This is a genomic window from Mongoliitalea lutea (assembly GCF_014652135.1).
Taxonomy (GTDB): domain Bacteria; phylum Bacteroidota; class Bacteroidia; order Cytophagales; family Cyclobacteriaceae; genus Mongoliitalea; species Mongoliitalea lutea.
In genome coordinates, this window is sequence record NZ_BMYF01000002.1 from 95,440 (window position 1) to 118,520 (window position 23,081).

Consider the following 23,081-nt stretch of genomic DNA (forward strand, 5'->3'; position numbering starts at 1 on the left):
CAGCGTTCAAAAAATCGCTGAGGTTGATTAGATATTTTCAAAATATTATTGTGCGTTCTTTTTGTTTTCTTCATTCACATGTTGAACCAAACGATCACATAATTCTTTCATTTCTTCTGCCATAAATTCATCTCCTGTGCTGTTTAGGATGGTCTGGGCCATACCTCCGATGATATCAATGTAAAATCGTTTCATTTCTGCCACAGACATGTCATCAGTCCACAAGTCAATGCGTAGGGTGCTATGGTTTAAATTATCCCACACATTTAAGGAAATACTTTTGGTGCTTTCTAATTCTCCCCCTTCTTTATCTGTAGCGTCCCATTGAATAGATTTTGGAAGATTTTTATCATCCAACTGCACGTTGAATTTTATTTCTGAATTTCTCATATACCTGTTCAAATTTTGAATGCAAAACTAGGAAAGAATCAATGGAGTTCCATAATTTTCACAGAATTCTAAAAAATGTACTAGCTTATCATCCTCCATTTACTAATTTCACAAACCTAATTCTAAAATAAACGCAAAAATGAAAACGTATTACAATCCAGAAGACCTTAAAAAGTTTGGTAAAATCGGTGATTTTCAAAAAGAAATGGCAGATAAGTTTTTTGCTTATTATGGAGAGGTTTTTCAGGAGGGAGCTTTAACTGCACGTGAAAAATCTTTAATAGCATTGGCTGTTGCTCATGCCATTCAATGTCCCTATTGCATAGACGCCTACACAGTGGATACCATGGAAAAGGGTTGCGATGAGGCTCAATTGATGGAGGCAGTCCATGTGGCCGCAGCTATCAGAGGTGGTGCATCCTTGGTACATGCCACGCAGATGATGAATAAGGTTTCTGATTTGTCTATGTAATACAGCGCAAACAGCATGATTGCTTTGCTTCTGTTTTACTTATTTTTTCCTGCAGTTATACTTTATGGCTGCAGGAAATTTTCTTGGTTGGATAAAATCGGTTCGGTGATGTTGGCCTATGCTGCCGGCATATTGATTGGGAATTTGGGTCTATTTCCAACATTGAGTCCCGAGATTCATAAGTTGCTGACGCTAGATGCACAACAAGTGAAAGAGGAGGCTTCTACTTATGTGGGGTCGGGGACATGGACACCCAAAGACCATGCTGCTTTTTCTATCTACCAACTTCAAGATACCTTGATGAGTGCGAGTATTCTGTTAGCATTGCCTCTCCTGCTTTTTTCAACCAATCTAAAAGCCTTTCTAGGTTCGGCAAGGTCTACCATTCTTTCTCTTGGCATTGCAGTAGTTGCAGTCAGTGCAATGGTGGTATCTGGATATTTCGTTTTCAAGGGAGTATATGGCGATCAGTTGTGGAAGATAAGCGGAATGCTGGTTGGTGTCTACACAGGCGGTACGCCCAATCTCGCATCTTTAAAAATGATGTTGGATGTGGCACCTGCTACCTATATTTTGATCCACAGTTATGATTTGATTATTTCCTTTGCGTACTTGGTTTTTTTACTAAGTATTGGTAAAGGGTTTTTTCGATGGGTTTTACATTCCTGCAATATTCCCAATGAAGAGGAAAATATCACTCAAGTGGAGGTAACACAAGATTCTCGAACTCTATTAGCATCAAAAGAGTCAATCATTGCAATCAGTAAAAGTGTCATGGTGGCGGTAGGTGTGGTGGGGTTAAGTGCTTTGATAGCTTTGCAAGTACCTGCCTCTGCATTGATGGTGACCATTATCCTTATGATTACTTCACTTTCCTTGCTGGCTTCCTTGAATCAAAAAATAAGGAACCTCAAGTTCAGTTTTGAAACAGGGATGTATTTGATATTGATTTTTAGCTTGGTGGTAGCATCTATGGTGGATATTCACTCACTTGCCGGGATTACACCAGGAATATTTGCATACTTGGCATGGGTAGTATTTGGTTCACTCCTCATTCAATTAGTCTTAAGTAAATTGATAAAAATAGATGCTGACATCTTAATGATTACCTCTGTGGCATTTATTTGTTCACCACCTTTTGTCCCGGTGTTGGCGGGGGCTTTGAAAAACAGGAATATTATTATGCCAGGAATTACGATTGGGGTGATTGGATATGCACTAGGGAATTATCTAGGCTTTTTAATGGCTGAATTATTAAGAAACTTCTAAAAAATCGGAGTGAATTTAGAAAAGAAATGCATGTCAAACGCAACAAGTTTTCTAAATTCGTGTTTATACACCTAAATTAAAACCCCAATAAATAACACAACTATGACTAAATTTAACATGCTTTTCGCAGCTATTGCGATGATTTTCTTTGTGTGTGTCCAAGAAGCATCAGCTCAGATGGTGACTCCTGTTGCCAGCCCTGCGGCTTCCATCAGCCAAAATGTCGGTTTCACAAAGATTAGCATTGATTATTCATCACCAGCTGTCAAAGGAAGAAAAATCTTCGGTGAAATCGAAAAATACGATGTTACTTGGAGAGCAGGTGCCAATGCTGCTACTACAATTGAATTCAGTACAATGGTGAACATCGGAGGGAAAAACATCCGTCCAGGTAAATATACTTTATTTATGACTCCAAGAGCCAATGGTGAGTGGACTGTCCGCTTAAACTCTAAAGGTAATTCAGTGTTTGCTTACATGAAAGATGGTAAAATTGATGAAGAAGCTTTGGCAAAAGATGATATGGTAACTGTCAATGTAAAAGCAGAACCTACTAATGCTACTTACGAAAGGTTGCAATATGCGATTTCGGCTGAGGATAATAAAGTAGCAAAAATCACCATGAAGTGGGAAAATGTAAAAGTCTCATTCATGGTAGATACACAGGTTGATCAAAAAATGGATGCTTTTAAAAATGCATTCTGATTTTACTTCAAACTTACTTGTAGAAGTTGGAGGGAATTTGCCTTCCAACTTTTTTTTTGTTAGCTTTTTCTATACATTTAATAAGCAATTGCAAAAGTACTTCTAGTACCTTGCAAGTGTTTATTCTAGTCCGCTATGAACATTTTTAAAAACAGTCAATTGATTGCTTCTGCTAAATTAAGCACGAAAGATGGTGTACTTATTGAAGAAGTAAACACCAAGTTTTTAAGCCTGTTTTTTTCCGAGGAAGAAGATGAACTCGTTTTTCCCAAACCACTTTCAGGGTTGCCAATTTTGGCCACATTTGTTGCTGATTATTTTCCGGAGATTACTTCTTTATCAGAAGAATTAGCCAAACATGTTTGGTACCAAGGAAATTGGTATGAAGTTATTCTCTACCCTGAGGGGAAAGATGAGATTTTTATTTTGATTAGGCTCGAAAGCTTTCTCGATTCTATTCGAAGGAATGCAAAAGGTATGGAGTTGGAGGGAACAAGCAGTAGGGGACTTCCGGGAACAGTCTATCGCTGCAAACTTGATAAACATTGGACGATGTTATACCTGTCTAAAAATGTTTGTGATGTAAGTGGATATACCAAAGAAGAGTTGGAAAAAAATGCATTAATGAGTTTTGATCAACTGATTCTTGAGCAGGATAAAGAAGAAGTATATGGAAAGGTGAAGGAAGCTGTAATTAATCAACAACAATGGGAAATTGAATATCGAATAACACATAAAGACAGTAACATCCGCTGGATATTTGAGCGTGGACAAGCAGTGTATGATAATAATAACCAAGTACAGTTTCTAGAGGGCTTTTTATTAGATATTACCAAAAGAAAGACTATTGAGCTTTCACTCCAGGAAGAAAAGGATAAATTTCATGATCTTTTAAATGCTCAACCCTCTGGTGTGTACAGAATTGTTTTCCAAAATGTAGAGGGAAAAGATTTTGATCCTCAGGAAACATTACTCAACGGAAAATACCGTTCACACTTTGAAATGTTGAATGATAGGATGCATGAAATGTTAGGGTTGGAAACTTCCTCACGGGAACGAAACCCATTTGACATTGCTGAGTTGATCCATCCACGGGATAAAGAAAGTTTTTTTCAAAGTAACATTGATGCAGTCAATTCTTTAAGTCCATTTTTCTGGGAAGGAAGGATTCGTTCTCCTCATAATCAGGAATATTCTTGGTTTCAATTTCGTTCTACCCCAAGAGTTAGAGACAATGGAGACATCGTTTACACTGGTATCCTTTCTGATGTAAGTGAACGTAAAAAAAGGGAGGAAGGAGAGTGGCATTTTAAAAGCTTACTTCGGTACATTATCGAAAATATGGATAGTACGGTTGCTATAATGGATAAGGAGCATCGTTATATCTACACTAGTCAAAAATATTTGAGAGATTTTGGAATTGAAGATAGGCCAGTTATTGGGGTGAATGCTTATGAGATTTTTCCAAATTTACCTGAAAATATTCTTCGTGCACATGAGCTAGCTTTACAGGGTATTTCGTCGAAAAGTGAAAAAGATGAGATAGTGTTACCTCATGAAGTACAATACAATCGATGGAGTTGTATTCCTTGGTATGAAAGTGATGGTACAGTCGGTGGGTATGTTGTGTACATTGAAGATATTACGGGTAGGGTTGCTTTAGAGAGTATACTTGAAGAACAACAAAGAAAACTGAAAGAAGCGCAGCGTATAGCTAAAGTCGGAAGTTGGGAGTTTGACTTTCAAACTAGCGAGATTTTTTGGTCTGATGAAGTATATAATTTAATGGGTGTTGAAAAAGTGAAAGAGGGACCTAAATATGATGAGTTCCTTGCTGCCATTCATCCCGAAGACAGAGAAAAAGTCGATCAAGCTTTTAAGGTTGCAATTCAATATAGAAAGCCTTATGAGATTGTTCATAGGTTTCTGTTACCTAGTGGGGAAATTAAAATAGTTCAGGAGAAAAGTGAAATCTATTACGATGATTTAGGAGAGCCATTAAAGGCAGTAGGTACTGTACAGGACATCACAGAAACCATAGCGACGCAAGAGGCTTTGAAAAAAAGTAATCAATACCTTAATAACCTGTTTACATATGCTAATGCTCCAATCATCGTATGGAATAGCGAGTACAAAATCACCAAGTTCAATAAAGCTTTTGAAAAATATACAGGTAGGCAAGAAGATGAGGTTTTAGGAAAACATTTGGAATTATTGTTTCCAAAAAATGCAGTGGAAGCCTCCATGAGTTTAATTCAGCAAACTAGCAAAGGTGAGCGTTGGGAATCAGTGGAGATTCCTATTCAGCATATTGCGGGTGATATTTATACCTTTATTTGGAATTCGGCTCCTATCATGGATTTTGAAGAGGAAAGAGCCATTGCTACAATTGCTCAAGGACAGGATATAACAGAACGAAAGCGAATTGAGCTGGAGCTCCTACAACTCAATTTAAATCTTGAAAATTTGGTTGAAGAGCGAACCAAGCGGCTCAATGAGTCATTGGAGATATTGAACAATACATCAAGCAGGGTTCCAGGTATGATTTTTCAATTGAGAAAAACGCACGATGGAAAACTCACCTTTCCATTTGTAAGTCCGGGAATTCAGAAATTATGGGGATTTACACCTGAAGAACTGGCTCACGATGCCTCTCCAATTTTAGGGAAAGTTCATGCGGATGACATCGACATGGTGATTGGTTTTATGAATGCTTCAATTGAAAACCCGAAGCCTTTAAGTTATGAATACAGAATTGTGGATCAACATGACAAAGTAAAGTGGGTGTTTACCAACGTGATTACCTATGTAGATGATGACAAAAGTGTTAACTGGTATGGACATACGTATGATATTACCAGCCGAAAACAAGCAGAGGAAGAAATTATCCGTTCAAAAGAAGAAGCAGAAGTAGCCAATCAGGCGAAAAGTAAGTTTTTGTCCCGAATGAGTCATGAGTTACGAACACCTTTAAATTCAATTCTTGGGTTTGCGCAATTGATGGAATTGGGAGAATTGTCCCGAACACATAAAAAATCTTTAGATTTTATTCTTTCCAATGGGAGGCATTTGCTCCAGTTAATCAACGAAGTATTGGATATATCTGCTATTGAGTCAGGAGCCTATAAATTGAATCTTCAGCCTTTGGAAGTTAAACTAGCCGTCCAGAAAGTGATTGAACTGGTCAGACCTGCGGCGAGAAAAAAAGGGATTGCTATCCATGTTTCGGATGATTGTAAAGATACACTCATAGGTCAATTAGATGCATTACGATTTAAGCAAGTAATTATGAACTTGTTAGATAATGCAATCAAATACAATAAAGAGCGTGGGGAAATTTTCTTGACATGTGAGATTGATTCTTCTGATCAATCATATTTTCTTCTATCTATTGCCGATACTGGTGATGGTATTGCACCTGAAAATATTTCGATTTTGTTTGATCCGTTTCAACGATTAGGTGCAGAAAGTTCAACTATCGAAGGCTCTGGGCTTGGATTGACTATCGTCAAACAGTTGGTTGAGGCAATGAATGGAAGTATTGAAGTTAAGAGCGAATTGCAAAAAGGTTCAGAATTTATTCTTCGTTTTCCTTTATCTTTTGAAAAACCTGATGATTTGAGTACAGGTATATTTGAGGAGAATCAAGCGCAGCCGACCATAAAGACAAACCATGCAACTATCCTTTATGTAGAAGACAATATTACAAATGTAGAGTTAGTGAGGGATATTTTGGATTTTAAAATGCCCCAAATCCAACTGACACATTCTAAATATGGAAAAGAGGCGGTTGAATTAGCTTTGAAACATCAGCCAATATTAATTTTGCTGGATCTTGACTTACCTGATGCCTATGGTCAGGAAGTCTTACAACAGCTATTAGAAAATGAACAAACGGCTTCTATACCTGTAATTATCATTAGTGCAGATGCTATGCCTGCGAAGTCGGAGCAATTAATCAAAGCAGGGGCAAAAGACTTTTTGGTAAAACCTTTACAGGTAAAGTCATTACTTGAAAAAATAAGTTTCCATATCAAAAAACAGCCAACTCAATAAATGTGTGTTAGCTGTTTTGTGATACGTAAATTTTGTCCATAATTATTCTCCATCCGCCAATTGAAACCTTGCCAATGGGGCCATTCTAGCTTTGTTTAAGGAAAGTTGGCCGTCAGCAATGCTATAATTATCAACCTCCTTGAGCATATCATTGAAAATTCTTTCATTCTCCATAGTTGGACAAGCCATCATGGTGCTTGCAATATTACCAAAACGGATACGGTTTCCTGCTTCTATTTCATAAGCGCCATTGATAGCATTACAGCCGTTATTTCCATAGATACGCACGGATTCATTTTCAAAAAACAGGAACGCCTCTTTTTGATTTTCATCCTGTTGATATGGGGTACCTCTTAATTCAATTAATACCCATTTTTTGTTTTCCAAAGCATAATCTGCAAAGCTTTTTTCCAAGCGGTACATGTCTGCAAGATTACCTGAAATTCTATTTCCCTCTTGGTCTAAGTGGAATAGAACATTTTCTCCAACTTGATAAGCTTGGGATTCCCCGTTTTCTCCAGTTAGTAAAATAGTTCTTCCCAAATCATCCCATTCAAAAGTTCCTCTGTCAAAAAATAATCCATCATCTTTTCCCAGATATTTCATAGAACGTTCAAATTCACCGTCAGATTTAATTGTGAGCCGTGTTTCAATACCTTCACAATCAGCACAAGGTAAAATACCCTTGTAAGTACCATTCCAATCCAGACTAGCCCTACTTGTGTCTGAAATAATTTCATAATTATCAGATTTGTTCTCAAGTGAGGATTTTTCAGCTTGACAAGAAATAAAAAATACTGATAAGAAAAGGTAGTAAGATAATTTGCTCATGACCTTCTGATTTAAATAGTTTATTTTTTAAATGGACTGGATATGTCAACAATTGATCGGATAACTTGATCTAAGTCTGTGGCTGATTGCAAAAGATGTTCCAATAATTCTTCCTTACATTCTGAATTCTCTTCCTCTTTAATTAGGGTAGTTAAGCCAATAATTCTAGCCAGAGGCGCCCTAACCAAATGGGATTGTCTCCATGCTATATCTTTCAATTTTCTATTTTGCTCTTCTATTTCTTTTACATAGGAAATTTTATTCGTATTATCTTTTGCAAAAATCGATGCTCCTAAAACTTTATCGTCAAGAAAAATTGGTTTTATATTTACTTCATAATATTTTCTTTTTCCTTGTTCATCAATATTAAATTCAAAGCTGCATGTTTGACCCTCAAATGCTTTTTTATAAGAATCCTTCCAGAAATCAGCTGCGTTATTAGGTAACTGATCAATAACGTTTACGTCTTTTTCTACATGTTTATTAAAAGTTTGTTTAAATGAATCTTTAAATGTTTTGTTGGCATAAATAATATTAAAATCTTTGTCAATAGACCAAATAGATTCATTACTACTTTCCATAATGGCTGAGAGATTAGCCTCATTCTCTTTGAGTTTGGATTCAATTAAAATCAATTCTGTGATATCTGTAAAGGTAGCTAATACTCGATGTGGTATTTTGGTGTCCTTATCTTTGAATTCAGGTAGAGCATCAATCATTATCCATTTGTATGTATCGGATTTTGTTGAAAAAATGCCCATAATTTCTCCAATTACAGGTTTACCAGTGGCTAAGGCAACCATGGCGGGATGCTGTTCACCAGGGTAATCACTTCCGTCCAATCGTATTGAATGCCACCTTGGGTCTATGGATGTTCTACCGAGCATTTGATCCATACTTAGTTCTAAAATACGTTCTGCTGACGGATTTGCTCTAAAAATATATCCAGAAGCATCTTGATAGACTACTCCTTGATTCATGTTTTCAAATAAATGCTCATATTCAAGGGTTTTCAGTAATAGTTCTTCCTCTTTTTTCTTAATTTCTGTAATGTCCTGTATAGTTCCAAAAAGCCCAATACATTCTTCTTTTTCGAATATAGGTTTTCCAATGGTACGAACCCACTTCTCATTTCCTTTGAATGTTTGAATCTTTAATTCTAAATCATATGGTATTCCTTCATCAATGGCTTGTTGGAATGCACTCGATATTTTCGCAAAACTTTCTGGATGGTTTTTGTACAAATTAATTGCATCATTAACCGATGGTATAGGTAAATCTTGCAGTTCTAAGATTCCCTTAGTTATTTCGGACCAAAATAATTTATCTTTTCTCTTAAAACTCACATCCCATGCACCTACTTTAGCCATTTTACCAGCTTCAGTCAAAATGTCTTTTGTTCTTAAAAGTTCATCTTTAATAGCTGTTGGTTCAGTAATATTTCGGATTAAGGTTAAGACTTTAGTTTCCTCAAATTTAGCGAAGTTGGCTTCATAGACTTGAAGACCTTTTTGTGTTTCTAGTTTGTATTCCAGTAAATGAAATGGTTGATTGTCTTTCAATTTAGACAACTTACTACTAAATAAATCAAATACATCCGCAGGCAAAACTTCTTTAATATTTTTATTTACAAGCAATTGTGGTTCCATAAGGAAGTCATCTTTCTTGCCAGATTTGATTTCAAGAATATTTCCTTCATAATCTAAAATCATCAGAATATCCGGAATAGCTTCAAATAAAGATTTGTTATAAGCTAATTGTTTCTCTAAGTCCTTTTGATGATATGAAATATGAATCTTCGCTTTTCTTAATTTTAAAAGCTTTTCTACCTGTCGCGCTAATTTTTTTAATTGGGAAATTTGTTTGTCTGTAAGTGTTTTAGCCTTATAATCCAATACACAAAGTGTACCTAGAGCCACATTGTCATCCGATAAAATTGGTATACCAGCGTAAAAATCAAATCCATTGTCTTCAACTACATATGGATTATTTTTAAAGCATTTTTCGTTTTTTAAACTGCTAAATATTGAAGGCTGATGGGGGGTTAAAATTGCATGAGTGCAAAATGAAAACTCTCTTAATGTTTCTTTATATGTAATTCCTGTCTTTGCCTTAAACCATTGTCTTTTCTCGTCAATAAAAGTTATCAGAGATATAGGTGTATCACATATTTCCGAAGCTAGTTCAGTAATGCTTGTATAATCCTCATCTTCTTCTGAATCAAGAATTTTATAAGAGTATAAAACTTTCAATCTTTTACTCTCTGAAAAAGGGAGCTCTCCTAAAAACATGGGTTCATTGCTGTATTTTAAAGAAAATCGGAATGAAAATATTACTAAATATTTAAAAATCCAAATCTTATTTCACTTTGTGAGTTAATTGAAATAAACAACGTTTAAATGAATAGGAAAGATATGAAAATCATGATTAGAATAAACCTATAATATTGCCATCTTCATCTATGTCTATCATTTCAGCAGCGGGAGCGGAGGGAAGTCCCGGCATGCGCATGATAGTTCCTGCCAAAGGAATGATAAATCCAGCGCCTGCTGCGATATCAAATTCCCGGATTTTGATCGTAAAACCTGTGGGTTTATTCGTAAGCTTTGGGTCGTCGGATAGGGAATATTGAGTTTTGGCTATGCAAACGGGTAGCTTATCTAAACCGATTTTTGCAAACATGCGCAGTTGTTGCTTGGCTTTGACACTGTACTCTACTTCAGCTGCTCCATAGATTTTACGAGCAATCGTATCGATCTTTTGCTCTATACTCCAATCAAAATGATAGAGCGGCGTAAAATTACTCAAACCACCTTCTGCAACCGCCTTGACTGTACGTGCTAAGTCCACGCAACCTTCTCCACCCTTTGCCCAAGCTTCACATACCTCTACTTTTACACCTAATTTCTCACAATACCCCTTAATTACGGATATTTCCTCCTGACTATCTGTAATAAATTGATTGATGGCTACTACGGGTTCTAATGTAAAGTGCCGCATGTTTTCAATATGTTTATCCAAATTAGCTAAGCCAGTAGCTACTGCTTTTGGGTTAGGTTCTTTTAGATTGACTATGGCAACTCCTGCATGTGATTTTAGTGCTCTAATAGTTGTTACAATGACGGCAGCATCAGGCTTTAACCCTCCATACTGACATTTCAGATCCAAAAACTTTTCGCCTCCCAAGTCCGAAGCAAAACCTGCCTCTGTTACCACGTAATCAGATAAACTTAACCCCATTTTGGTAGCTAAGATTGAATTGGAGCCTTGAGCAATATTGGCAAAAGGCCCTCCATGGATAATGGCAGGATTACCTTCGATAGTTTGGACCAAATTAGGCATAATCGCATGCTTTAATAAAGCAGTCATCGCACCATGGGCTTTCAACTGATGTGCGCGAACCGGTTCATCTTGATAAGTGTAGGCTACTATGATGTTGCCCAATTTTTCTTTTAGGTCCATCAAACTATTGGCTAAGCAAAGAGCAGCCATGACTTCTGATGCAGCGGTAATGTCAAAGCCTGACTCCCTTGGGACACCTTGGGCAGACCCTCCCAAACCAATGACAATATCCCGCAGTGCCCGCTCATTCATATCCATAACCCGCTTCCAAATGATTTTCCTTGGATCGATATTGAGCATATTTTTTTGACTATGGATATGATTGTCCAAAAGTGCCGCTAACAGATTATGCGCCTTTTCAATCGCAGAAAAATCTCCTGTAAAATGTAAGTTGATAGATTCCATGGGCAATACCTGAGAGTAGCCACCACCGGCTGCACCGCCTTTCATCCCAAATACAGGACCTAAAGATGGTTCACGCAAGACTACCGTAGTTTGAACTCCTATTTTATTCAATCCTTCTGCTAGTCCTATAGAAACAGTAGTTTTCCCTTCTCCCGCTGCTGTAGGGGTAATGGCAGTTACTAAAATCAGTTTTTTCCCTTTCATACGCTGGGGATCGATCAGCTTTAGGGGAAGCTTTGCTGTATATTTTCCGTATGGTCGGAGGGTTTCTTCGTGTATTCCCAGTTTGGCAGCAATCTGGGTGATGGGTTTCATTTGGGTAGCTTTGGCAATTTGTAGGTCTGTAAGATGCATGGGATGATTGATTGTTTGGCTTAAAGTTACTGCAATGGAATGGTACATTTCCTGACTTTTGACAGGTTTTAAATTAAAAATTCATCGTGTTAATTTTCCTTTAGTATAAAATCTGGCGCGTATCAGCACATTCTTTTTTTACTTGTAGGTAAATTTAAATGAATCATGATAGTTAGAAAAAAATACCTGTTAGGCTTAATTTTCTTATTTGCTGTCCTTAGCACCCAAGCACAGCAAAAAAGAGCCTTAACTCATGCCGACTATGACGGATGGGAATCTGTTTCTTCTGATAAAATCTCTGCCAATGGACAGTGGGTTGGTTTTGAAGTCAATCCACAAGATGGAGATGGACGATTGGAAATTGTCAGTCATGGCAATGCGCAAAAACGATTTGTCATTCCTAGAGCCAACAGAATGTCTTTTTCACATGATAATAATTTTGCCGTAGGTAGAATTGTAGCTGAAAAGGACTCCATCAAAATGTTGAGGCTAAAAAAGACCAAGCCCGATGATATGCCCAAAGATAGCTTATTTATCATCAACCTTGCGACAGGGACTGTTGAGAAGTTGGCTAGAGTAAAGTCTTTCGCTACGCCTGACAAAGTTGGGAATTGGTTAGCCGTTCATTTTGAAAAAGAGTTGCCTCAAAAACCAGCGAAACGAGAAGAAGGGGATACGACTAAAGTAGTGGCACCTGAAAGGCCTAAGAAGACAGATGGGACCACACTTCTCGTAAGATCATTTGATGGAAGGATTTCCTATGAATATGACAGGGTAAAATCCTATGGATTTTCTGAAAATGGAGGGTTTTTGTATTATGTAAAAGCGACGGAGGATACCTTGAAAAATGCAGGTATTTTCTTAGTGGACTTGAAATCAGGCGTTTCTCAAACGATCGATACGGGAAAGACCGATTACATGTCTCCAAAAATCTCTGATTCCAACAAGTTCTTGGCATTCCTTACTACGGAAGATTCCTTGAAAGCGAAAAAGCCTTATTACGACCTTTACCTATTTGATATCGCAAAGACGAGCAATCAGAAAATAGCAGGAAAAAATACCCCAGGAATTCTTGCAGGTGGCATGGTCAGCAAGTCTGGAAGAATAAATTTTTCTGCAGACGACAGCCAAGTTTTTTTCGGTACCACTTTGGATTATAAGGATTACGCATATGAATCTGATACCACCATTTTGGATGATGAAAAAGTGAAATTAGACATTTGGGGCTGGCAAGATGCTGAAATCCAACCTATGCAATTGAGAAATAAGGGTAGGGAAGAAAATAGAAGTTTCCTTGCTGCTTACAATATCAAGGATAAGAAAGTGGTTCAAATCGGAGATCAGCAGGTGTATAGCATCAACTATGATCCAAAATCAACCCTTAAAATCGCGGTAGCTACAGATGATTCTCCTTATAGAAGGGAGTATAGCTGGAACATACAGATCGGAAGAGATACCTACTTGGTAAATCTGGAAACAGGTACCAAAACATTGATCAAAAAAGCATTGTCAGGAAATCCACAGTTGTCACCTGCCGGAAAATACGTCTATTGGTATGATGGAAGCGATAGTGCTTGGGTTGCTTTTGATATTGCAAGTAAAACCTTCAAAAATCTAAGTAAAGGCTTGGATGTCAATGTTTACAATGAGCAGCATGATTCACCATCCCTTCCGGGAAGCTATGGTGCCGCTGGTTGGTTGAAAGATGATAAAGGATTCTTGCTTTATGATAAATATGATATTTGGAAAATTGATCCAACAGGAAAAGCAGCTCCTCAAAATATTACGTTAGGTGTAGGTAGAGCTCAAACGATTGAGTTTAGAAGACAACGATTAGAAGTAGAGGAAAGAGAAGGTATTGAGCCTTCATTACCTTTTGTTTTGACCGCTTTTCATGAATTCAACAAGAAAAACGGATATTTCATGGGTGATATCACTGGTAAAAAGGCTCCTACTGAAATCTTATTTACTGACAATAGGTATTTAGGATTAAGCAAAGCAGAAAATGCAGATCTCCTGACCGTGAGAAGGTCAACCTATCAGGAATATGCTGATGTGTATGCTACAGATATGAAGATGTCAACTTTGACCCAATTATCTTTTGCCAATCCACAGCAAGCTCAAGTCAACTGGGGTACAGTAGAATTGGTGAATTATCTCACGAATGATAATGTCCCGCTTCAAGGATTGTTATTCAAGCCAGAAAATTTTGATTCATCGAAAAAGTACCCCATGATGGTGTATTTCTACGAAAGAAATTCTGATGGCTTGCACAATTACAGAGCTCCTGCTCCGAGCGCCTCTACCATCAATATCCCGTATTTTGTAAGCAACGAGTACTTGGTGTTTGTTCCTGATATCAAATATGACTTAGGCCTTCCAGGACCAAGTGCCTACAATTGCATCATCCCGGGTGTTCAGGCGATTGTTGCCAGAGGTTTTGTTGATGCGGATAATATGGCTATTCAAGGTCAAAGCTGGGGTGGATACCAAGTGGCGCATTTGATTACGAGAACCAATATGTTTAAAGCAGCTGGCGCAGGTGCTCCAGTAGTCAATATGACTTCTGCTTATGGTGGAATTCGATGGGGGACAGGGATGAGCAGAATGTTCCAGTACGAACAGACGCAGAGTAGAATCGGTGGTACCTTGTGGGAAAAACCGATGTATTATTTACAAAACTCTCCTTTATTCTACATGGATCGGGTGAAGACTCCCGTATTGATCATGCACAATGATGCTGATGGAGCTGTTCCATGGTATCAGGGTATAGAGATGTTTATGGCATTGAAGCGTTTAAATCAGCCAGCTTGGTTGCTGCAGTACAATGGAGAAGACCATAACTTGGTACAAAGAAAAAACAGAAAAGATCTCTCTATACGATTATCTCAATTCTTCGACCATTACCTTAAAGGCGCCCCTGCACCACTATGGATGACCGAGGGACTTCCTGCCGTAGAAAAAGGAAGAACTTTGAAGTATGAGTTAGGGGATGGAGGTGACAGTGAGCAGTGAACAGTGAGCAGTGAACAGTGAGCAGTTGGTAATTTGGAATTAAGAATTAAGAATGAAAAATGGAATTCTTTCTGCGAACCTGCGAGTGTGGTTTTATCTGTTAATTGTTAAATGTTAACATGTGGACTAGTGTTTCAAGCACTGCTTTCCTATTAGGTACACTGGTTTGTGGGTTTTAACCCACGACTGAAATTGAAGTTTTGGTACAAGACCTATCCGAATTTCCAAAGAATCCACCCATCAATAGCCGTGGCTTTTAAGCCCCGGCATTGGTGGGGAATAGTAAAGAATGTTAATTGACTTACAGCGACTGATTCGCTATTTTGTCAAAAGCAAAAAGCCTTCCTGGGTTTCCTGGAGGGCTTTTTTTATATTTTTCTTATGCTGTAAACATCACCTGCTCTTTGGGAGAAGTCTTTCTCAATCGGATCAAAATTAAAAAAATAAGACATTTTTCACCTAATAGTTTTGTTGAATTATTTTTAATTCTATATTTGTAGAATATACTACACAATTATAGAAGATGAACCTATCCAATGCCGAAGAACAATTGATGAATCTGATTTGGGAAAAGCATAAGGTGTTTATGAAAGACATCTTGGAAGCTTATCCCGAACCTAAACCAGCAAGTACAACCATTGCCACACTTTTGAAGCGATTGCAGGATAAAGGAGCGATTGCTTTTGAAGTATTTGGGAATTCCCGTGAGTATTACCCTTTGATTGAAAAAAACAATTACTTCTCTAAAAAAGTACAGGTGATGATCAAGGATTTTTTTAACGGTTCGCCGGCCCAATTTGCGTCTTTTTTTACACAAGAGACGGACTTAGATACCGAAGAGCTTGAAGCGCTCAAAAAGATTATTGAAGACCAACTAAAATCCCAACAGCCATGATTGTTTTCATCCTCAAATCTACCATAGCCTTGACGCTATTACTGGCTTTGTATCAGCTTTTTTTGATTCGTGAACGTATGTTTACATTTAATCGGTTTTATCTGATTTTCTCAGTGCTTTTTGCATTATCTCTTCCTTTTATATCACTTCCTTCATTTATTGAAAAACCAAGTTTTGAAATCCTTTCCGATGAATTGATTTTCTCCAATTCATTACCAGACGTATCATCTGATATACTTCCAGAAAGAAACACAGCGACAGCCAATACTGAAGCAGTGGTCCCAACTACCTCCAAGCCATCACCGATCCCTTGGTCATCCATTTTGTTGTTGGTTTACGGTTTAGGAGTGCTCTTTTTCTTATCCAGATTTGTGTGGCAACTGTTTCAATTAAGAAGCATGGTCCAAAAAGGGGAGCTAATTCAGCAAAAAGGGGTCACCTATGTACTATTGGAAGATGTAGTGCTTCCTTTTACCTTTCTGAATTACCTTTTTGTCAACAAAGAAGAGTATCATACTGCTAGCATTGAAAAGGCCATTTTGGATCATGAGCTGGTTCATATCCGGGAAAGACATTCTTGGGATATTATTTTGTTGGAATTGGTGAAAATTGCCTATTGGTTTAATCCGCTCATCAGTTTGTATAAAAAGTCTGTACAGCTTAATCATGAATTTTTGGCTGATGCAGGAGTACTGCGTCAACCAATCAACAAAGCCAGCTATCAGTATTTACTGCTACAGAAAGTTTCTATCTATGCATCCCATCAAACCCTAAGTTCTGCATTTAATTTTCAAGTGACCAAGCGAAGATTGTTGATGATGGGAAAAAGAACCAATACGCTTAGAAAAATAGGATTGCAAACATCTGCATCTGCTTTGTCTTTTCTTCTAATGCTTACACTTTCTTCTAATCAGATGCCTATTAACTCTGAAATTATAAATTTACATTTTAACAGCGGAGTAGAACAATTTGAAGCAATTCTGGCTGAAGGATTTTCGGAAGAAAAACCATTTGTACTTGAGCTTCATAAAGTGGATTTAGAGAGCTTAAGAAATGTTTACCTAACCCTCAATAATGAGGAACGCAAGCAAATATCTCAATTTCCTTTCTTCGAAGAATCAGCTTTTAGAGAACTCCTACTTTTACAACAGGCCTATCCAAGGGTGATCACAACTTTTGTATTTCGTCATCCACCTGAAAAAAAATCCATAAAAGCTGAAATGTATGAAGTCTGGAAAAAGACTAAAAATGTTGGGTTATGGATTGATGATCAAGAACAGCCAATAGCGGTTCTGGAAAATTTCGATACGGTTGATTTTGCATTATTCGAGGTAAGGGAAACAGCGCCAAAAAAATTCTTAAAGAAGCCCGAATACGAAGTAAAATTGACTACCCACGAGTATTATCAACAAAAGTTTGTGGAAAGCCCTAAGGCTATTCAGACTATTAATACTCATTATGATAATTCCGACCAAGCCAGTGTTATCTATGCTTTGAGATACTACACAAAAGGAAATGGTGAAGGTTCCATGCTTTTTCCCGAAAATTTTGAGGCCTCTATGTTTTATCATTTAAGAACTCTATCAACAGAATCCTTTGACTTTGATGTACAAGGAGGTTCTATAAATTATTCTGTGAAAGATAACTTCACTATTACACTATTTAAAGATGCAACCAATCAGCGGAAGAACTTTGTTTTTCCAAGTATCGACTTTTAAATGGTAGTGGTTTTTATTTGGTTAGTATTCTATTGATTGTCATAAAAAACTGTTTCAGGATTCCCTGAAAGTACTATATTTGGAGTTATTGTCTTGAGAAAAAAGTTCCAAGGATGATAACGTGCAGAACTCAAATACATTACAATAACTCCAAACTATGTTACTCGAACCATTAGACCTGATTGTTTTTATCGGTTACTGTTGCCTGATTGTGGGCATGGGCCTTTTTGTCTCCCGTGAAAAAAAGGGGCATGTCAAAGATTCCAAAGATTACTTTCTTGCCTCCAAAGCCCTTCCTTGGTGGGCTGTAGGAGCTTCTTTAATCGCATCCAATATTTCTGCCGAGCAGTTTATTGGGATGTCCGGTTCAGGCTTTGCCATGGGCTTGGCTATTGCGACCTATGAATGGATGGCAGCTGCTACCTTGCTGGTGGTAGCCATTTTCTTTTTGCCTGTCTACATCAAAAAAGGCATTTACACCATGCCTGGTTTTTTGCTGGATAGATACGATGCCCGTGTACGTACGACTATGGCTGTTTTCTGGCTATTGCTATATGTTTTGGTTAATTTGACCTCTGTGCTCTATTTGGGAGCCTTGAGTTTGAATACCATCCTGGATGTCAAACTGGAATATGGGATAGCAGGATTGGCTTTATTTGCCATGGTTTATTCGATCTATGGAGGCTTGAAAGCGGTGGCGTGGACCGATGTCGTCCAGGTGGTGTTTTTGATCGCTGGGGGATTGGCCACGACCTATTTAGCATTAAATATAGTGGGATCTGGAGATGCTTGGGCAGGTTTGAACCTATTGAGACAAGAAGTGCCGGGGCATTTCTCCATGATTTTGGATAAGGGGGAAATGATGATTCCCGATGGACAAGGAGGTACCAAAGATGCTTATTTAGATTTACCCGGACTATCGGTATTAGTAGGAGGGATGTGGATTGTGAATTTAAGTTACTGGGGATTCAATCAGTATATTACGCAACGGGCATTGGCCGCCAAAGACCTCAATCAGGCCCAATTGGGGATAATTTTTGCAGGCTTTTTGAAGTTGTTGATGCCGTTGATCGTAGTTATCCCAGGTATTGCAGCCTTGGTAATTGTCAACAATGGAACTGATGTGAGTTTCATCCAATCCATGACAGACCCTGCTTCAGGTATCATCAAATCAGACCGTGCTTATCCAACCTTGCTTCAATTGCTTCCGGTTGGCTTAAAAGGATTAGCTTTTGCGGCTTTGACAGCGGCAATTGTTTCCTCCTTAGCCTCCATGGCTAACAGTACGTCTACGATTTTCACGATGGATATCTATCGTCAATACATCGATAAAGATGCATCTGAAACCAAACAGGTGAAGGTGGGTCGATTGGCAGCTATAGTTGCTTTTGTAGTCGCTGCTTTAATTGCTCCAGCCCTTGGTACATTAGATCAAGCATTCCAATTTATCCAGGAATATACAGGGTTCGTTTCTCCAGGGGTATTTGCCATTTTCTTCTTTGGAGTATTCTGGAAGAAGACTACTTCCAATGCAGCGCTAACCGCCGCAGTATTGACAATCCCTTTATCCACTGCTTTAAAATTTGGGATGCCCGCACTTCCGTTTATTGACAGAATGGGTGTAGTATTTTTGATTATCGCAGCACTTATAATTGCCATTAGTTTGTATGAAGGCAAAGGAAAAGACCATCCAAACAGCATCGATGTTAATCGGGAATTGTTCCAAACCAGCATGACTTTCAAAATTGGAGCGATCGCAATATCAGCAATTATTGCAGTGCTTTACATAATTTTCTGGTAAAATGAAGGTAATTGACTATTGTTCAAAAGTTGTTTTGGCAACCTCTTTCTTTGGATTGTTAACAGCTTGCGCTCAGGAAACCAAAGAAGAAGAGATAGGGTATTACCAAGAGTTGTATAGGCCTCAATTTCATTTTTCTCCAGAAGCTAACTGGATGAATGATCCGAATGGGATGGTGTATTATGAAGGGGAATACCATTTGTTTTACCAATATTATCCGGATGGGAATGTATGGGGCCCTATGCATTGGGGACATGCGATTTCAGAAGATTTGGTTCATTGGGAGCACTTACCGATAGCGCTTTACCCAGATTCTTTGGGCTATATTTTCTCTGGTTCTGCGGTAATTGACCATGAAAATACTTCTGGATTAGGAAAAGATGGAATGCCTCCAATGGTGGCGATTTTCACCTACCATGACCCTGTTGGAGAAGCAGGTGGTAGGGATGATTTTCAAACCCAAGGCATCGCCTACAGTTTGGATAAGGGCAGAACTTGGACTGTATATGAAGGCAATCCCGTCTTGGCTAATCCAGGGATCAAAGATTTTAGAGATCCCAAAGTGATTTGGCACGAGGAATCTGAGCTTTGGATCATGTCTTTAGCTGTTTTGGATAAGATCAGTTTTTATACCTCACCAAACCTGTTGGATTGGACCTTTGCCAGTGATTTTCAACCTGCTTGGGCAGCCTATGGAGGTGTTTGGGAGTGCCCTGATTTATTTCCTTTAAAAACTGAAACAGGAGAAGAAAAATGGGTATTACTCGTAAGCATCAATCCTGGAGGTCCCCAAGGAGGATCTGCTACCCAGTATTTTATAGGTGATTTTGATGGAAAATCATTCACTCCAACGCAAGAAGATGTGGAATGGATTGATTGGGGAGCGGATAACTATGCAGGTGTTACTTGGTCCAATATACCAGAAGCGGATGGAAGAAGAATATTCATCGGATGGATGAGTAATTGGAACTATGCCCAGGTGGTACCTACGACCGCCTGGAGATCTGCTATGACCGTACCTAGATCATTAGCTTTAGTGGAAAAGGAAGGGACATATTCAGTAATTTCACAGCCAGTTTCAGAGTTGGAAAAGCTACGAATAAGAGAATTTCCCGTAACTAGTGAAGTTTTTGAATTGGGTTCAAAAACAATTGAATTGCTTCTTTCTTTGCAAGATGAACAGGATTTTTCTCTACGCTTCTATAATGACAGCGGAGAGGAAGTTGTGTTGTCGCGTATTCGAGATCAATTTATTTTTGACCGTAGTAAATCAGGTGTTACCACTTTTGAAGATGGATTTGGGAATCCTCAAACGATCCCGTTGAATTCCGTTCAACTGGAATCTGTTCGAGTATTTGTTGATCAGTCTTCCATAGAAGTTTTCTTAAATGATGGAGCGGTAGCCATTACAAATCTGGTTTTTCCCAAAAGAGCTTATTCTCATGTGGAATTGAGTGGGATTCCTGCTCAAGGAAGTTTGTATCACCTAGCTTCCATTTGGAAGTAACTGAATCGTTTTACCATGCAACAACATAAGAATTACGTACTCTTTTTATCCATTACAGCTGCGCTGGGTGGATTTCTGTTTGGCTTTGATACAGCAGTAATTTCCGGAGCAGAAAGGGATATCCAAGTGATTTGGCAGCTTTCGGATTGGAGTCACGGCTTGGCAGTAGCGATGGCCCTGTACGGAACAGTCATTGGAGCACTTTTTGGAGGGATTCCTGCAGATAAATTTGGCAGAAAAGTGTCCTTATTTTGGATTGGGATACTGTACTTGGTTTCTGCTATTGGTTCGGCAATGGCTCCGGACGTGAATACCTTTATGTTTTTCCGCTTTTTGGGCGGTTTAGGAGTAGGTGCTTCATCGGTGGTGGCGCCTATGTACATTTCTGAGATAGCCCCTGCTGCAAGAAGAGGTCAATTGGTTGCCCTGTATCAGTTTAACATCGTTTTTGGAATATTGATGGCCTATTTTTCAAATTACTTGATTGGTACGGCCAATTTGGCGGAGGCTTGGCGCTGGATGCTAGGGGTGGAAGCGATTCCTGCCTTGATTTACAGCATCTTGATTCTGAGAGTTCCAAAAAGTCCTCGTTGGTTGATAGCCAAAAAGCAGGATTTTGAAAATGCACGGGTGATCTTGACTAAAACTGATCCTGAAGGAGTGGAGGAGGCCATGCAGTTGGCCATAGCCGAAAGCAAGGAGATCAAAGGGAAAGTTTCATTCACCAATTTGTTTCATTCCAAGTATAGAAAAATCACCTTTTTTGCCTTTTTGATTGCCTTCTTCAATCAGGTATCCGGGATTAATGCGATTATTTATTTTGCTCCCAGAATTTTCGAATCAGCGGGTATTGCCACAGAAGACGCGTTACTTTCTACCATAGGAATTGGATTTATCAACTTGGTTGCGACCATGGCAGGCTTGTATTTTATTGATAAGTTGGGCAGAAAAAAGTTGATGTATATCGGTTCGGTAGGCTATATCATTTCTCTTTCCTTGATGGCTTACAGTTACTTTGGAGGCGCTGTTGGGCCACATTTGTTGCCTTACTTTGTATTTATCTTCATTGCGGCACATGCCATCGGGCAAGGTTCTGTCATTTGGGTATTTATTTCAGAGATATTTCCGAATGAATTGCGTGCCTATGGACAATCTTTGGGTTCTTTTACCCACTGGATTTTAGCTGCTGTAATTGCCAATTTGTTCCCCTATTTCGCATCAAATTTTGGAGCAGGGTATATTTTCGCTTTCTTCGCAGCTATGATGGTCTTACAATTGCTTTGGGTGGCTTTCCGCATGCCAGAGACCAAGGGAAGATCCTTAGAAGAGATTCAACAAGATTTACAGAAAAAATATGTCTAAACGTGTCATTTGTTTTGGAGAAATGCTATGGGATTGTTTTCCTAGCGGAGAAGTCCCTGGTGGAGCCTCTTTAAATGTAGCGCTGCATCTTTCTCAATTAGGCTTAGATGTGAGCCTTATTTCCAAATTGGGTAAAGATTCTTATGGAGAGAGGTTACAAGATTTTATGGCTCCGTACAGCTTGGATACATCATGGATTCAGTTGGATGAAGAGCATCCGACAAGCACCGTGCAAGTCAACAACGATGACCCTCAAAATGTCAAATATACGATTGTAGCACCTGTAGCTTGGGATTTTATCCAATGGGATGAGCAACTTCAGCAAGCTGTCAATCAGGCTGATGCATTTATTTTTGGGAGTTTGGCTGTAAGGAATCAGGTAAGTTGGGAAAGTCTGTATCACTTGCTGCATAGCCCGGTATTGAAGGTCTTTGATATCAATTTGAGAGCTCCTTTTTACGACTTTGAACAGATTGAAATCATCTTGGGCTACACAGATATTTTGAAAATCAATGAAGATGAATTGCTGATTGTTGCTGACTATTTCAGTCTTGAACACGATTCAAAAGGGTCGGATGTTGTTTCTATGGCTACGGAAGTGTGTGCATATTTGACTGAGCACTTTCCAATAGAGCTTATTTGTGTCACTCTAGGTGCAAATGGAGCAATGATTTATCAGGAAGGAAAGGTGTATCGACATCAAGGGTATAAAGTCAAGGTTCAGGATACTGTTGGGTCGGGAGATGCATTTTTGAGCGGATTTGTCAAGAGCTATTTAGAAGAGAAGAAGCCGATGGAAGTATTGGATTTTGCCTGTGCTTTGGGGGCATTTGTCGCTTCTCAAAAGGGTGGTACTCCCCGTTATAGCCTTTCAGATATAGACGCCGTTAAGAAAGGATAAGAGCTTTCGCTAGTGCACGTTCAATGATTTTTATGGTTCTATGACCCAATTGAATCGT

General features: G+C 38.6%; 15 protein-coding genes. 11 read left to right on the forward strand and 4 right to left on the reverse strand.

Features of this window, described 5'->3' with window-relative positions:
• Window positions 1-45: 45 nt before the first annotated feature.
• Complete coding sequence (gene gldC, locus IE080_RS02155; protein WP_189578800.1) at window positions 46-390, reverse strand: gliding motility protein GldC; 345 nt, start codon at window positions 388-390, stop codon at window positions 46-48.
• A 139-nt stretch (window positions 391-529) separates the two neighbouring features.
• On the opposite strand from gldC, the gene IE080_RS02160 reads away from it, so the two are divergent.
• The 4 genes from IE080_RS02160 (at window position 530) to IE080_RS02175 (ending at window position 6,892) form a co-directional block, all read left to right on the forward strand.
• Entirely contained in the window at window positions 530-862 is a 333-nt protein-coding gene (locus IE080_RS02160; RefSeq protein WP_189578801.1) for an arsenosugar biosynthesis-associated peroxidase-like protein, read from the forward strand.
• A 15-nt stretch (window positions 863-877) separates the two neighbouring features.
• Window positions 878-2,131 (forward strand): DUF819 family protein, encoded by a 1,254-nt coding sequence (locus IE080_RS02165; RefSeq protein ID WP_189578802.1) that lies wholly within the window; start codon window positions 878-880, stop codon window positions 2,129-2,131.
• A gap of 102 nt (window positions 2,132-2,233) precedes the next feature.
• Window positions 2,234-2,836: a DUF2911 domain-containing protein gene (locus IE080_RS02170; RefSeq protein ID WP_189578803.1), complete on the forward strand. Its 603-nt coding sequence runs from the start codon at window positions 2,234-2,236 to the stop codon at window positions 2,834-2,836.
• Window positions 2,837-2,971: 135 nt separating this feature from the next.
• Entirely contained in the window at window positions 2,972-6,892 is a 3,921-nt protein-coding gene (locus IE080_RS02175) for a PAS domain-containing protein (protein ID WP_189578804.1), read from the forward strand.
• Window positions 6,893-6,934: 42 nt separating this feature from the next.
• Here the strand turns inward: IE080_RS02175 and IE080_RS02180 are convergent, their stop codons facing one another.
• From IE080_RS02180 to IE080_RS02190, 3 genes are all read right to left on the reverse strand, one after another.
• Window positions 6,935-7,723, reverse strand: coding sequence for a copper resistance protein NlpE N-terminal domain-containing protein (locus IE080_RS02180; RefSeq protein ID WP_189578805.1), 789 nt, complete (start codon window positions 7,721-7,723; stop codon window positions 6,935-6,937).
• 20 nt (window positions 7,724-7,743) lie between these two features.
• Window positions 7,744-10,014, reverse strand: a complete 2,271-nt coding sequence (locus IE080_RS02185) for a PAS domain S-box protein (protein ID WP_189578806.1) — start codon at window positions 10,012-10,014, stop codon at window positions 7,744-7,746.
• 136 nt (window positions 10,015-10,150) lie between these two features.
• Entirely contained in the window at window positions 10,151-11,872 is a 1,722-nt protein-coding gene (locus tag IE080_RS02190; protein ID WP_308428133.1) for a formate--tetrahydrofolate ligase, read from the reverse strand.
• Between the two features lie 117 nt (window positions 11,873-11,989).
• On the opposite strand from IE080_RS02190, the gene IE080_RS02195 reads away from it, so the two are divergent.
• The 7 genes from IE080_RS02195 (at window position 11,990) to IE080_RS02225 (ending at window position 23,023) form a co-directional block, all read left to right on the forward strand.
• Window positions 11,990-14,839, forward strand: coding sequence for a S9 family peptidase (locus IE080_RS02195; protein WP_189578807.1), 2,850 nt, complete (start codon window positions 11,990-11,992; stop codon window positions 14,837-14,839).
• Between the two features lie 523 nt (window positions 14,840-15,362).
• Complete coding sequence (locus IE080_RS02200; protein ID WP_189578808.1) at window positions 15,363-15,734, forward strand: BlaI/MecI/CopY family transcriptional regulator; 372 nt, start codon at window positions 15,363-15,365, stop codon at window positions 15,732-15,734.
• Window positions 15,731-17,452, forward strand: a complete 1,722-nt coding sequence (locus IE080_RS02205) for a M56 family metallopeptidase (RefSeq protein ID WP_189578809.1) — start codon at window positions 15,731-15,733, stop codon at window positions 17,450-17,452. Before IE080_RS02200 ends, IE080_RS02205 begins: the two co-directional genes overlap by 4 nt.
• Before the next feature lie 157 nt (window positions 17,453-17,609).
• On the forward strand, window positions 17,610-19,253 hold the full coding sequence (locus tag IE080_RS02210; protein ID WP_189578810.1) for a sodium/sugar symporter: 1,644 nt from the start codon (window positions 17,610-17,612) through the stop codon (window positions 19,251-19,253).
• Between the two features lies 1 nt (window position 19,254).
• Window positions 19,255-20,760 (forward strand): glycoside hydrolase family 32 protein, encoded by a 1,506-nt coding sequence (locus tag IE080_RS02215; protein ID WP_189578811.1) that lies wholly within the window; start codon window positions 19,255-19,257, stop codon window positions 20,758-20,760.
• 15 nt (window positions 20,761-20,775) lie between these two features.
• Window positions 20,776-22,122, forward strand: coding sequence for a sugar porter family MFS transporter (locus IE080_RS02220; RefSeq protein WP_189578812.1), 1,347 nt, complete (start codon window positions 20,776-20,778; stop codon window positions 22,120-22,122).
• Complete coding sequence (locus IE080_RS02225) at window positions 22,115-23,023, forward strand: carbohydrate kinase family protein (protein ID WP_189578813.1); 909 nt, start codon at window positions 22,115-22,117, stop codon at window positions 23,021-23,023. Before IE080_RS02220 ends, IE080_RS02225 begins: the two co-directional genes overlap by 8 nt.
• Window positions 23,024-23,081: the final 58 nt, after the last annotated feature.